Raw genomic sequence first — 13,797 nt, 5'->3', positions numbered from 1 at the left:
TGGAGCCGTTGCCGTTGATGGACCACGCGCCGGCGGTGCCGCGCAGATAGGTCGAGCTGCCGTCGGAGGCGAGAGTGATCTCGGCGTTGTCCAGCGTAAGTGCGCCGAGCACGCGCACGTCGCCGTTGTCGGCGATCAGTACCTTGCCTGCGTCGGATGCGCTGCCCTGTCGAGAAAGGGTGACATTGGAAAGCGTGCCGCCGGTCGCCCTCAGTTGCGATCCCAGCATCAGTTGCAGCGCACTCAGCGTGCCGCCGCTCATCGCGTTGCCGCTGCCGGCGGTGATCAGGCGGCCACCGGCGATGGTGCCGCCGCTCAGCGTCAGGGCGCCGGTTTCCAGCTGGGTGCCGATGTTCAGCGTGCCGCCCGACATGGTCAGGCGGCCGTTGATGACCGAGTCGTCGACCAGCGTCAGCGTGCTGCCGCTGATGACGATGTTCTCGTTCGAATAAAGACTGTTGACGACGAAGTTGCTGGCCGGCGAGGTGTTGCGCACGGTGACGGTCAGGTCGCCTGCCTGATCGATCACCACGTCGTTCTGTGCGCCCGGAATGAAGCCGCCAGCCCAGTTTGACGCGACGTCCCAGAAGCCGGAGGACTGCGCTATCCAGGTGCTGGCGATGCTGCCGGTGGCGAAGCTGATGGCGTTCGAGAAACTGGTGGCGGTGAGGCCCAGTGTGCCGCTGTCCACAGTGTCGAACGTGCCGCTGAGGCAGCCGTCGGCACCGCAGGACAGCACCGTGTAGCGATCCTGCGCACCGAAGCTCAGGCCGTTGGCCGGTGCCAGGCGCAGGTCGCCGTCGAGTGCGGCGTTGCCGCTGACCACCAGGTGGTCCTGCTCGGCCGCGAGCGTGCCCAGCACGTCGGCCTCGATGACGCCGCTGGCGGTCTGGGCGTAGTGGCCGGTGAGGGTCAGCGTGCCGGCTGCGCCGTTGCCCCCCGGGCGCAGCGTGCCGGCGTTGGTCAGCGTGGCGCCGCCGAGATTGATCGTGCCGCTGCCCTGGACGACGCCGTCGTTCTGCAGCGCGCCGGCGATCAGCGTGGCACCGTTGAACACATCCAGCGTGCCGGCATTGACCGGGAAGGCGCTGGCGGTGAGCACGCCTTCCTCGACCCGCAGCGTGCCGCTGTTGGTCAGCGGCATCGCCAGCGTCACGGCCGCGGTGCCGGTCTTGCGCAGCAGGCCGGCGTTGTCGATGCGCCCGCTGCCACTGAAGGTGAAGCCGGTACCGCCAGCGATCTCGAACTCGCCGGACGCGAGTACGGACAGGCGGCCGCCGTCCTGGATCTGCAGAGCGCTGGTAGCCGAGGTCGTCCGCGCGGTGCCGGCGATTTCCAGCGTTCGTGTCAGCGTCTTGGCGCTGGTGGTCAGGAAGCGACTGCTGCCATTCAGGCGCGTGACGCCACCGCCGCCCATGCTGCCGCTGCTCCAGTCGAATCCGGTGTTCACGCTCAGTGTGCCGACACCATTGATCGATCCGGAGGTGAAGCTCAGCAGACCCGACCCGTTGATCGCGCTGTTGCCGCTGGTGCTCAGCGTCGCGCCGGACAGCTCGAACAGACCACTGCCGATGCTCGCCGATTCGCCGCTGTTCAGTGTCAGCAGGCCGGAGTCCGCACGCACGCGTGCGCTGCCGGTGGACGAGAACACGGCGCCGGCGATGCTGCTGCCCGCCGTATTGCCGTAGATCGACAGCACGCCGCTGCTCGCGGTGAAATTGCCGCGCAGGTCGAGGTAGCGGATGTAGGCGACGCCGCTGCCGGCGGACTTCGAAACGGTGCCGAGGGCGACGATGCCGCCGCTGCCGCCATTGCTGGTCGAGCGCTGTATCAGCACGTCGTCGCCGAGATTGAGCGTATGGCCGGCGGCGATTTCGAGGGTTCGGTTGAGTGTGCGCGTCGCGTTGCCGCTCAGGCTGGCCGAGGTGGCCAGGCGCGTCGTGCCGCTGCCGGCCATGGTGCCGCCGGTCCAGTCGAAACCCGACGCGATGGTCAGCGTACCGGCACCGTCCAGCGTGCCCGACACCTGACGGAAAGTGCCACTGCCGACGATCGATGCGTTGCCCGCACTGGACAGCGTGGCGCCGTGCAACTCAAGACTGCCGGCGGAAACGGTGGCCACCTGTCCGTTGGTCAGCGTGAACAGGCCCGAGTCGAGGCGCAGCGAACCACTGCCGCTGGTCGAGAACGCGGTGCCGTCCAGGCTGGTTCCCTGCGCGTTACCGGCGATCGACAGGATGCCGCTGCTGGCCGACAGATTGCCGCGGATGTCGAGGTAGTTCACCGACGCCGTACCGCTGCCGGCGGATTTCGTGAACAGGCCCAGCGCAACGATGCCACCACTGCCCCCGCTGCTGGTCGAGCGGTTCAACGCGACACCGTCGCCGACGGCCAGCGTACGGCCGGCGGCAATCTCGAGCGTGCGGTTCAGGATGCGTGTCCCGCTGCCGGAGAGCGTCACGTCGCGCAGCAGGCGGGTGGTGCCGTTGCCGCTCATCGATCCGCCGGTCCAGTCGAAGGCCGACGCGATCGACAGTACTGCGCTGCCGGCCAGCGTGCCGCCACCCGACAGCAGCAGGCGGCCGTTGCCGGTGAAGGCGCTGTCGGTATCGACGCTCACCATGCCCGAATCGAGGTGCAGCTGCCCTTCGCCATTGAGATCGAAGCTGCCTGCCAGGCGGTTGCCGACATTGCCGTCGGCGCGCAGCGTCAGTTCGGTACCGGCGCCGAGCACGATATCGCCGTCGGCATCGGCGCTGAACAGTGCGCTGCCGCCGTTGCCCGACGCCAGATAGATGAGGCCGTTGCTGGCGGAAGTGCCCAGCGACCCGCCAGCGGCGACGTGCAGATGACCGCCATTGTTCAACTGCAGGTAATAGCCGCTGGTGTTGCCGAAGACCAGACTGCCGGTGACGTCGAGCCGGCGGCCGAGGTACTTGTAGGCACTGGTGTTGTCTATCGTGCCGCTGCCGCCGAGCGTGCCGCCTTCCATGCGGAAGGCGGAATCGATGGTCAGTGCGTGATTGGCGTTGAACGTGGCGCCGCCGCTGAGGCGCAGCCGGCCACTGCCGTCGAAGCGGGTTGTGGCACCGGTGCCGATCACGCCGGAATCGAGGTGCAGATCGCCGCTGCCGCCCAGTTCGAAGCTGCCGGCGATGCGGTTGCCGCTGTTGCCGTCGCTGCGCAGCGTCATGTCGAAGCCGCTTGCCGCATCGAGGCGCGCGCCGTCGTCCGCGCTGAAGGAGGCGGTGCCGCCGCTGCCCGCCGCCATGTAGATCAGGCCGCTGGCAGCCGTGGTGAACAGGCGCCCGGTGGCCCCGAGGTGCAGCGTGCCGCCGTTGTTGATCTGCAGGTAGTAACCGCTGCTGTTGCCGAATTCCAGATTGCCGGCGATGACCAGGCGACGCGACAGGTATTTGTAGGCCGAGGTGTTGTCGATGACCGCCGTGCCGCTGACAGTGGTGGTGCCGCTGCCCGCCAGCGTGCCACCGGCCCAGGTCATCGGACCGCTGATCAGCAGATTACCGCTGCCGCCCAGCGTGCCGCCCTCGAAGCGGAACTGCGTCGAAATGGTCGACGCGTGATCGATGTTCAAGGTCGTGCCACCGCTGATGCGCAGCAGGCCGGTGCCGCCGAAGCTGCTGGTGGCGGAGGTCGTGAATACGCCGGAATCGATGTGCAGCGCGCCGTCGCCATCGAGCACGAACTGCCCGCCCAGCGTGTTGCCGGCGTTGCCGTCGCTGCGCAGCGTGAGCGTGGTGCCGGTGCCGACCGTGATCGCGGAACCGGCGGCGGCAGAGAAGGCCGCGTTGCCGCCGCTGCCTGCCTGCATGTAGATGAGGCCGCTGCTGCTGGTCGACAGCCGTCCGCCGGCCGCCAGATGCAGTGAGCCGCCGTTCTCGATGCGCAGGTCGTAGCCGGTCGAGTTGCCGAAGGTGAGATTGCCGGACACTTCGATCCTGCGGCTTACGTATTTGTAGGCCGAGGTGTTGTCGATGACGGCATCGCCGGTCAGGCGGGTGGTGCCGCTGCCGCCGAAGCGGCCGCCGCGCCAGTCGAAATCGCTGGCGATCGTCAGCGTGCCGTCGCCATTGATCGTCGCGCCGCCGCTCATGCGCAGAAGGCCGTCACCGCCGAAGCTCGTGTTGCCGTCGACATTGAACGCGCCGCTGTCCAGGTGCAGCGCGCCGGCGCCGTCGAGATCGAAGGTACCAGAGAGCTGGTTGCCGCTGCTGCTGTCGCTGCGCAGTGTCAGCAAGGTGCCGTCGGCCACCGCGATGCGACCGCCCGCATCGGCGCTCAGGACGGTCGTGCCGCCGGTACCGGCCTGCATGTAGATGAAGCCGTTCGCGGTGCCGGTGGCGAGCGTGCCGGTCGAGCCGATGTGCAGATGTCCGCCGTTGCCAACGCGCAGGTCATAGCCGGTCGGATTGTCCAGCGTCAGTGTGCCGTCGATGCGCAGCGTGCGCTGCAGGTAGCGATAGGCGCTGCTGTTGTCGATCAGGCCGTTGCCGCTCAGCACCGTGCTGCCGCTGCCGTCCATGCTGCCGCCGCGCCAGTCGAACATCGTCCCGATCGTGAGTACGTGGCTGCCGCCGATCACGCCGGAGTTCGCCAGGCGCAGTGAGCCACTGCCGCTGAAGGTCGTATCGGCACCTGTGTTTATGCGCCCTGCCGCCAGCAGCAGTACGCCGTTGCCGATGGTGGTGAAGTTGCCGGCGATGAGATTGCCGGCCGCGTTGTCGGACGACAGGCTGAAGATGCTGCCGTCTCCCAGATTCAGGCTGGCGCCACTCTCCGCGCTGAAGGTGGCGGTGCCGGCCGACGCGGCCAGGCGCAGGAAACCGCTGGAACTGGCCGTACCGACGCTGCCGCCGGCACTGATGTTCAGCTGCCCGCCATCGCGCACGTAAAGGTCGTAACCGGCGCTGTTGGCGAATTCGAGCTGGCCGGTGACGTCGAGCCGGCGATCGAGGTAGCGGTAGGCGGCGCTGTTGTCGATCAGGCCGCTGCCGGTGAGTGTCGTGGTGGCGCCGCTCAGCATCTGGCCGCCTTGCCACAGCAGGTCGCCCAGCGTCAGTGCTGCATTGCCGCCGAGGTTGGCGGCCAGCGTCAGGCGTTCGCTGATCGACGATGCGCCGCCGTTGAAGGTGAGCGTGCCCGATGTCGCGCTGTAGTCGCCGTCGATCTGCGTGCCATCGGCGGCGTTGAAGGTGACGCCGCCCGTGACGGTGCCCGCTTTGATATCGATGCCGGCGCCCGAGTCGTAGCTGCTGCCGCGCAGGTCCACGGTCGAACTGCTGCCGGCGCGGATCAGTATGCCGCCGTCTGCCGCCCGCAGCACCGGCAGGACGATGTCGGCGCGCTGGTCGCCGACGGCGCTGCCATTGCTGTAGCCGGTCTGCATCGTGATGCTGCCGTCGCCCTGGGTGACGACGCGCAGGCCGGCGCCATGCCAGCCGCCGGTGACTAGGTCGATGCCGGCGCTGGCGCCGCCTTCTCCCGCGCCCAGGTTGCGCGTTTCGATGAGCAGACTGCTGCCTTCGGCCAGCGTGAGCTGGCCCGCCGTTTCGCCGGCGACGTTGCCGCTGCCGGTGTAGCTGAACTGCGAGGTGCCCACCGTGACCGAGCGTTGCGCACGCAGGATGATGTCGGTGGTCTTGCTCTGTTCCTCGATTTCGCTTTCGTAGATCACCGTCGGGCCCAGCGCCTCGGCGGTGAGGGTGCCTGGTGCGCCGCCATTGAAGGTCAGGCTGCCGTCGTTCGATCCGTCGCCGCTGCCACCCTGGATCACCATCGCCAGCGGGTCGAGCAGCAGCACGCCATTGCGGCCACGCGCCGCCGAGGTGTCGGTGCGCCCGCGATAGAGCAGGGCGACCTTGCCCGACACCTCCACCTGGCCGCCATTGCCTCCGCGCTCGCCGCCGCGTGCCCAGATGTTGCCGTGGAAGGCGGTGGCCTGGTCGGCCCACACCACCACCTTGCCGCCATCGCCCTCGAACAGCGCGTCGGCCAGCAGGCGGGCGCCGCTGCCGATCCAGCTCACCTGGGCGTTGCGCACCTGCGGATTGGCGCCCTGCCAGTCGCCGCCGACCAGCACCGAGCCGCCGCCGGTGTCGCCGGACGCGTCCAGCGTGGCGTTGCCGCCGACCAGCACGGTGTCGGCGGTGATTTCGATGTGGCCGCCCTTGCCGGCGGCTTCGCTTGTCGTCGCGACCGGTGCCGGGCCGGACCCGGTTGCGGGCAGTTCGATGACCTCGGCCGTGCTTGTCGGGGCAGGTGCAGGAGCGGCGGGCAGCGTGCCCGTGGCGCGCAGCGTGCCGTCGACGCGCGCCTTCTGCGTGGCCGCGATATCGATGCGGCCGCCCTGGGTGCCGCTGGCCTCGACCAGCGCGCCGGCCTCGACCTTCACCTCGGGTGCGGCGATGTCGATGTCGCCGCCGGCGCCGTCGGCGGTCTTCGCCGTCGTCTCCGATTGAGCGGTCAGCGTAACCGACTTCGATCCGCGCAGCACGATGCGGCCGTCGGCGGTGCGGTGCGCACCGGTGGCGCTGATCTTGCCGGCCTGCGTCAATGCCGCACCGAACATGCCCACGTTGCCGCCTCGAGCGATCAGCTGACCGAGGTTGATCGCCTCGCCGCCCGCTTCGACCCGCACGCGCAGTGCGGGCTGATGCGGGTCGGCGATTTCCACGCTCTTGCCGGCGGCGAGCACGATGTCGCCGTTGTCGGCGGTGATCAGGCCGGTGTTCTCGATGTCGGTGGCGATCAGCAGCAAAGGGCCGCCAGTGGTTTTCAGCGTGCCCTCGTTGCGCAGCTTGCCCGCCGCGCCTTCGGCGTTGAACTTCAGCCGCCCGGCGGTGAAGTCCTCGTTGCTGATGTTCAGTGTCGAGGCCACCAGCCCCGCGGTGTCGACCTTGGCGCCCGCGCCGAACAGCACGCCGTTCGGGTTGATCAGGAACACGCGGCCGTTGGCGATCAGATTGCCCAGTATCTGCGACGGATCCTGCCCGACCACGCGGTTGAGTACGGTGGCGGTCGAATGCGGCTGGATGAAGCGCGTGGTTTCACCCGGCTGGATCGAGAACTGCTTCCAGTTGATGATGGCGCGGTCGCTGGCCGTGATGTTCAGCGTGCTGCCCTGGGTCTGGATGCCGACCTGGCCCTGCACGATCTGGTGCCCGGTCGGATTGGCGATGACCAGACCGGGCAGCGCTGCCGCCATGGCCGCGACCAGGCGGCGCAGAGCGCGACCGCCGCTGTTCTTGCCGCGCGCACAGGTTTCTTCCGGCACCGGCACGTAGCTGCGGTGTTCGTCGGAGTAAACCAGTCTGTAGCGACCCTTGTTCATTTCGGCCTCAAGTTCTTCTTAAACGGGCCGTAAACAGGATGCGGGTATGTTCGCAACGCAAAGTCCGGTGCCCGTGATGCAGCTGCTTCGTGTCGCGCAGACAGACGTTGTATGCGCGAATTTTTCGCGATTCGGGGTGTTTCGCCGGAACCGGCCGCGCGCCACCGGGAGGTGGCCTTCAGGCGGTCAGAAGTTCAGGCTGAACGTTGCGTGCACGCGGTGACTTCCGGAGTCGTATCTTCCTGCTCCGTCAATAAGTTGAGCGTAGTCGATCCGCCCAGATAGCCACGTGGAAAAGTTGACGCGCAGACCCACGCCTGCCGAAAAAACTGCCTGACTTGCGTCTTCGCCGGCCAGCGGCCGCACGCGATAGAGGTGGGCGGTGTCGGCGAACAGCACGCCGCGCATCACCCAGGTGTCGTGCACCCAGGCGGGCGTATCGAGATCCGCACTGACACGCCAGCCGCGGTCGTCGGCGAGCACGCGCTCGCGCAGGCCGCGCACCGAATCGGCGCCGCCGATACCGAATTGTTCGCCCGAAACCAGTTCGTCGTTGGTGTACTGCGCCTGTGCCTGCAGGCGCACGCGCCAGTCCCTGGACAGCAGCTGCAGCCATGAGGCGCCGGCCCGGATCACCGCGAAGCGCGCGTTGGCGCCGCCGCGCGAGGCGGCGAAATCGCTGTCGCGGCCGTGTTCGCCACCGGGCAGGTTGCGCGCATAGCTGACGTTCAGGCCCGCTTCGCGCAGGTCGTTGCGCCAGTTGCCGCTCCACGACAGGCTGACCGGATGGGTGATTACCCGCGGGACCAGACTGCCGGGCACGTTCTCCAGGACAAAACTGCTGTCGAAATCGCGCCAGTCGGCCGCGAGGCTGACGCGCTGCGTCAGTTCCCCATCGCGTGGCAGGTGCCAGTTATAGCGCGCGGAAAAGATGCGGCCGGCGCCGGACACGCTCGCCGTTGAGTTCAGCACCTGTACCTGGCCCGAATTCACGCTCGAGTAACCGGCGACCAGGTCGATCGAATTGCCGCTGCTGTACAGCGGAATGCGATAGCCGAGGCCGAAGATGGTCACTTCGGACGGCTTCTCTATCGAAGTCGTGTACTGGAAGGTCGCCACATGGTCGCGGTTGAACAGGTTGGCGTGCTGCAGTCCGATGGCGACGCGGTGGGTGCCGGTCGATGGTGTGCCACTGTTGTCCACGGTGACGAAGCGGCGCAGCGGCTTGTCGTCGGCCACCGAAATCGTCGCCGCGATCTCGCCCGGCTTGCGGCCGGACTTGAAGGTCACATCGGTCTGCTTCGACGAATTTTCGTTGGCCAGCGACAACTGGCGCGCCACGTCGGTCGTGTTCGGCATGCGGCCGTCGGCCAGAGCGGGCAGGCTGGCGCGGATATTTTCTTCGTCATGGTGTTTGGCGCCCTGCAGCGTGATTTCGGTCAGCTTGGGTTCCAGAACTTCCAGCACGACGGTGCCGCCACTCAGTTCCTGTTCCGGAATGCTGACCTGGGCTGCGCCGAAGCCGCGCTGGTGGTAGGCGGCCTGCAGTGCGGCGCGCGCCGCTTCGAGCTGTCCGAAGCCGACTTCGGCGCCGGTATAGGGCGACAGCATGGCGTCGATTTCCCCCGGCCGGAAAACTGTTCCGCCGGCCAGCGAGTAGGCGCGCACCTCGAAGCGGGGGCCGTCGGCACTCTCCTCGGCGCGCGCGTCGGCGAACGACAACTGGACTGCACAGATGCACAGCAGCAGGGAAAGTCTGGGCGACACCGAGGACCCCGTCGATCTTCAAGTTCTTGTATTCGACGGAGTTTAGTGTGTTTGTATGTCTTTAGCAGTAGGCCGAACAGTCTAAGGCCTGATCCAGTTTGCCCAGCAGTTCGGCGTCCGTAAGGGCCAGCCGGTCCCGCGCTTCGCGGGCGGCTTCGGCCGAGCCACTGCGCGCCAGCGCCAGCGCCTGATGGAAGAGCACGTCCGGGTGGTCGGGCGACAGCATGCGGGCGCGCTGCAGCGCCTCGTTCGCCTCGACCGGCCGCTGATCACGCAGCAGCGCGACGCCGGCCTGATGCCAGGCATCGGCGTTGTCCGGCTCGGCACGCGTCCACGCTAGCGCCAGATCGGCGGCGGACTGCCAGCGCGACAGCGCGCCGAGTCGCGCCACCCGCAGGAACCAGGGCTGTTCCGCGTCCGGCCGCTCCCATAATGCCAGCCCCGATATCGGCGCGATGTCGGATTCGGGCTGCTTGCGCAGCCGGTGGATCAGGTCGGCCGGCATCGCGAAGTAGCCACCCGAGTGGCCGGAGGCGAGGAAGGTGGTGATGCCGATCAGGCGACCTTCGGCGTCGAACAGCCCGCCGCCACTGCCACCGAGCGCGAAACCGCTGGACGTTTCGAACACCGCACTGCCGTCGTGCGGATGCAGCGTCGCCACCCGCCCCGGTGCAAAGAAGGCTTCTATCCCTCCCGAGTAGCCGTAGTAGAACGACTTCTCGCCGGGTCTGACCGACGTTGCGTCGCGCAGCGCGACGGTGCGCAGCGGCATCGGCGAGGTGCGCAACAGACAGAGATCGTTCGCCATGTCCACCTTCTGGCCGAACACCGGAAACACCAGTGCGCCCTTGGCAACCTCGACGCGCACGCCCTGACGCGTGACGTGACAGTTGGTGACGACCTCGTTCTCCGCCACCACGACCCCCGAACCGAAGAAACCCTTGCCTGCCTCATTGGCAACGCGCACTTGCACCACGCTGATCGACAGGCCGGTATAGAAGGCGGATCCGAATTCGCTGGCCGAACCGCCGGCGTGGGCGTTCAGGGCCAGCAGACAGCAGGAGGAGGCGAGCAGGCGGCGCATGGCGGGCTCCATCGACGGGGTTGTGTGAACAGCCGTCTTGGGAGCGCGCTACAGGCGCGAAAGTTCAGCTGCCGCCGACCGCTTCACCGGTCATGAAGAAGGCGCCGCCGGCGACGTGATGCAGCGTGCGCAGCGCGTCGTCATCGAAGTGCCAGCGCCCGTTGCGGAACACGCGGCTGTCCGCGCGCGCTGCCACCACCTCGCCGATGAACAGGTCGTAGCGGTCCTGGTTGCGGGCTTCCGGCACGACCTTGCATTCGAGCCAGGCGACGCAGCCGCCGACCAGTGGCGCGGCGATCTGCGTCGCCGGGAAGCTGGGCAGGTCCAGCGCGGCGAACTTGTCCGTATCGCGGCCGCTGTCGTTTCCGGCCGCGACCGTGGCGTCGAGCAGCGCACGTGGCGGCACGTTGATCGCGAACTCGCCCGACGCGCTGATCAGCTCACGCGTGAAGGTCGATTTGTCGATCACGACGACGATCTTGGGCGGGTCGAAATCGAGCGGCATGCACCACGCCGCCGCCATCACGTTGCGGCGCGCGCCGGCTGCGCTGCTCACCAGCACGGTGGGGCCGTGGTTGAGCAGCCGGTAAGCCTGCGTAAGGGGGACGTCCTGGATGGGCATGGAGCAGGGGAGCGCTGCCGCGCTCCCCGGAAGGATCAGGTGCGACGGCGGGCCGCAGCAAGCAGCGCGAGCAGGCCGAGGCCGCCCATCATCGACGCCCAGGTCGATGGCTCGGGTACGGCCGCCGCGAAAGTGCGGAAGGTGTAGTCGAAGTTGGGGAAGCCTGCATAGCCCGAGGTCGCGAACGTCTGTCCGTTCGGATAGGGGTTCAGCGTGCTGCCCGCCAGACCCAATGCGGACGGGCCGGAGAAGACCAGGAAGTAGGTGTCCCCCGGCGTAACTGTTACAGGCGTCCAGAACACGTCCACCCAGCCCGGGCCAAGACCGAGTGCCGAGCCGCCGGCCAGCAGGCTGCCGCCCTGGTTGGGCAGCTTGCTCCACAGTTCGATGGTCACGTTCGCCGACTCCTCCGGGCTGGCGAGGAGGAGGTAGATCCCGGCGCCGGACACGTTGTCTGCCATCTGCTTGAAGGACTGCGCCAGTCCGCTCTGGCCGAAGGTTGCTATCAGGTTGTTGCGCTCTGACGATTCCTGGTCGGTCACATTGGGGATCACGGCGAGCGCCGGCAGCGCGGTGGCAAACAGAGTTGCGGCGAAGAGGCTGCGTATCGATTTCATCGGGACACTCCCTGCTGGAAGGTTGTCGTCACCCGTCGCAAGCCGGACCGGCCGACGGATTCAAAAATGTCAAAAACTGTTAGCAAGCGGTGTGCCTGCATTGCTGCATCGGCACGCATCGGGGCGCAGCCTGCCTTGCAGGCGATCCGGTCCTTGGGCGGGTCGAGCCGGGTGTAAAAAAAACCGACGCTGCGTCGGGGGCCGCCGCCGGCTTGCCCCGACCTCAACGGCTCCAGCTGTCCTTCAATGTGACGGCCCGGTTGAACACGGGGTGGCCTTCGACCGAATCGACCCGGTCGGCGACGAAGTAGCCGTGACGTTCGAACTGGAACTTGTCGTCGGCCGCGGCGGTGGCCAGGCCGGGTTCGACAAAGGCTTGTACCGATTTCACCGAGTACGGATTCATCACGGTCAGGAAGTCGCGGCCGCCGGCGTCCGGGTGCGCTTCGGTGAACAGCCGGTCGTACAGCCTTACTTCTGTCGCCAGTCCTTCGGCCACGCTGACCCAGGTGATGACGCCCTTCACCTTGACGCTGTCGGCGCCCGGCGTGCCGCTCTTCGTATCCGGCACGATGGTCGCCAGCACCGCGGTGATGCGGCCGTCGGCGTCCTTCTCGCAACCGGTGCATTCGATGACGTAGCCGTACTTGAGCCGCGCCTTGTTACCCGGGAACAGGCGGTGGTAGCCCTTGGGCGCCTCTTCCATGAAGTCTTCGCGCTCTATCCACACTTCCCGCGTCAGGTTGAAGCTGCGCGTGCCGCGTTCCGGGTGGTGCGGATGCACCGGTGCGGAGCAGGGCTCGGCCTCCTTGCCGGCGAACAGTGCGTCCCAGTTGGTGAGCTTGAGCTTGAGCGGATCAAGCACCGCCATCGCGCGGGCGGCGCGGCCGTCGAGGTCGTCGCGCAGCGCGCCTTCCAGCGTCGAATAGTCGATCCACGAATCGGCTTTGGACACGCCGATGCGCTCGGCGAACAGCTGCAGCGCCTCCGGCGTGTAGCCGCGGCGGCGCAGGCCGACGATGGTGGGCATGCGCGGGTCGTCCCAGCCGCTGACGTGCTTCTCGGTCACCAGCTGCATCAGCTTGCGCTTGCTGGTGACGACATAGGTCAGATTCAGGCGCGCGAATTCGTACTGCTTGGGCAACGGGTGGGCCAGCAGGCCGCCTTCGGCCAGGCGCTCCAGTACCCAGTCGTAGAACGGGCGCTGGTCCTCGAATTCCAGCGTGCAGATCGAGTGGGTGATGCCCTCGACCGCGTCTTCCAGCGGGTGGGCGTAGGTGTACATCGGGTAGATGCACCATTTGTCGCCGGTGTTGTGGTGGTGCGCGTGCTTGATCCGGTAGATGGCCGGGTCGCGCATGTTGATGTTGGGGCTGGCCATGTCGATCTTCGCGCGCAGCACCATGGCGCCGTCCGGGTGCTTGCCGTCGCGCATTTCGCGGAACAGCGCCAGCGATTCGTCGGCCGGACGATTGCGCCACGGTGAATCCTTGCCCGGCTCGGTCAGCGTGCCGCGGTTGGCGCGCATCTCGTCCGGCGTCTGCTGGTCGGTGTAGGCGTGGCCGGCGGTGATCAGGTATTCCGCCGCGCGGTACATGAAATCGAAGTAGTCGCTGGCGAAGTAGAGCTGCGACGCGCCGAAGGCGTCCCAGCCAAAGCCCAGCCACTGCACCGCGTCCTTGATCGATTCGACGTACTCGACGCTTTCCTTCTCCGGATTGGTGTCGTCGAAGCGCATGTGGCAGACGCCACCGTAATCGCGCGCCAGGCCGAAGTTCAGGCAGATGGACTTGGCGTGGCCGACGTGCAGGTAGCCGTTCGGCTCCGGCGGGAAGCGGGTGCGGATCTTTGCCGGGTCCGGCTCGCCGGCGGCGTGATGGGCGGCGTCACCGGGGCTGCGCGCCCAGCGGCGGCTGGCGTAGGTGCCATTGGCCAGATCCTTTTCGATGACGGCGCGCAGGAAATTTGAAGCCGGTGCGGGAGCGTTGCGTTCGGACATGGTGGGCAGCAGAGAAACCTGAGGATGAGTGTCGTTGCCAGGGCATGAGCGGCAGCCCGCAGGATGTCCGCTCGATGCACGGGCCAGACCGCGGCCTGGCAGAAGAACACAATTCTAGCCGCTTGCCGGCGAAATTCAGGGTTGACAGCTTTTCACGGCTTGCCTATGGTCGAGCCCATGCTCACGCACCAGACCCAACTGCTGTCCCTCTCCTCGACGCTGCTCGCGTCGGGTCTGCTGCTGCGCCCCGCGCGCACATAAAACTCCCCCTCCTGTCGTGCAGTACCTGCCTCCGGTCGATGGACCGGGAGGTGAATTCCGTTTTTCCGGAGCGTTCCCGTCATGTTCGAGCTGTTT

General features: G+C 67.3%; 6 protein-coding genes. All 6 read right to left on the bottom strand.

Annotated features, from left to right (window positions below; genetic code table 11):
• Positions 1 to 7,351, bottom strand: a 7,351-nt coding sequence (locus tag IV112_RS00945) for a two-partner secretion domain-containing protein (RefSeq protein WP_304000527.1), incomplete at its 3' end; no start/stop codon positions are given.
• Positions 7,352 to 7,537: 186 nt separating this feature from the next.
• Complete coding sequence (locus IV112_RS00940; protein WP_304000526.1) at positions 7,538 to 9,118, bottom strand: ShlB/FhaC/HecB family hemolysin secretion/activation protein; 1,581 nt, start codon at positions 9,116 to 9,118, stop codon at positions 7,538 to 7,540.
• 61 nt (positions 9,119 to 9,179) lie between these two features.
• The gene (locus IV112_RS00935) at positions 9,180 to 10,202 is read right to left on the bottom strand and encodes a S1 family peptidase (protein WP_304000525.1); all 1,023 of its coding nucleotides are present in this window, start codon (positions 10,200 to 10,202) and stop codon (positions 9,180 to 9,182) included.
• A gap of 64 nt (positions 10,203 to 10,266) precedes the next feature.
• Positions 10,267 to 10,824 carry a flavin reductase family protein gene (locus IV112_RS00930; protein WP_304000524.1) on the bottom strand — a complete coding sequence of 186 codons (558 nt, stop codon included), beginning with the start codon at positions 10,822 to 10,824 and terminating at the stop codon, positions 10,267 to 10,269.
• 35 nt (positions 10,825 to 10,859) lie between these two features.
• Entirely contained in the window at positions 10,860 to 11,441 is a 582-nt protein-coding gene (locus IV112_RS00925) for a PEP-CTERM sorting domain-containing protein (RefSeq protein ID WP_304000523.1), read from the bottom strand.
• 223 nt (positions 11,442 to 11,664) lie between these two features.
• Positions 11,665 to 13,440 carry a glutamine--tRNA ligase/YqeY domain fusion protein gene (locus tag IV112_RS00920; RefSeq protein WP_304000522.1) on the bottom strand — a complete coding sequence of 592 codons (1,776 nt, stop codon included), beginning with the start codon at positions 13,438 to 13,440 and terminating at the stop codon, positions 11,665 to 11,667.
• Positions 13,441 to 13,797 lie beyond the last annotated feature (357 nt).

The sequence above is a fragment of the Methyloversatilis discipulorum genome, from assembly GCF_018780585.1.
Lineage (GTDB): Bacteria > Pseudomonadota > Gammaproteobacteria > Burkholderiales > Rhodocyclaceae > Methyloversatilis > Methyloversatilis discipulorum_B.
The sequence above is the reverse complement of the archived record's forward strand: the minus strand, read 5'-3'. Positions and strand labels throughout refer to the sequence as shown.

Coding starts and splice junctions, on each gene's coding strand:
- IV112_RS00920 (WP_304000522.1), bottom strand. CDS start 13,440: ATGTCCGAACGCAACGCTCCCGCACCGGCTTCAAATTTCCTGCGCGCC.
- IV112_RS00925 (WP_304000523.1), bottom strand. CDS start 11,441: ATGAAATCGATACGCAGCCTCTTCGCCGCAACTCTGTTTGCCACCGCG.
- IV112_RS00935 (WP_304000525.1), bottom strand. CDS start 10,202: ATGCGCCGCCTGCTCGCCTCCTCCTGCTGTCTGCTGGCCCTGAACGCC.
- IV112_RS00930 (WP_304000524.1), bottom strand. CDS start 10,824: ATGCCCATCCAGGACGTCCCCCTTACGCAGGCTTACCGGCTGCTCAAC.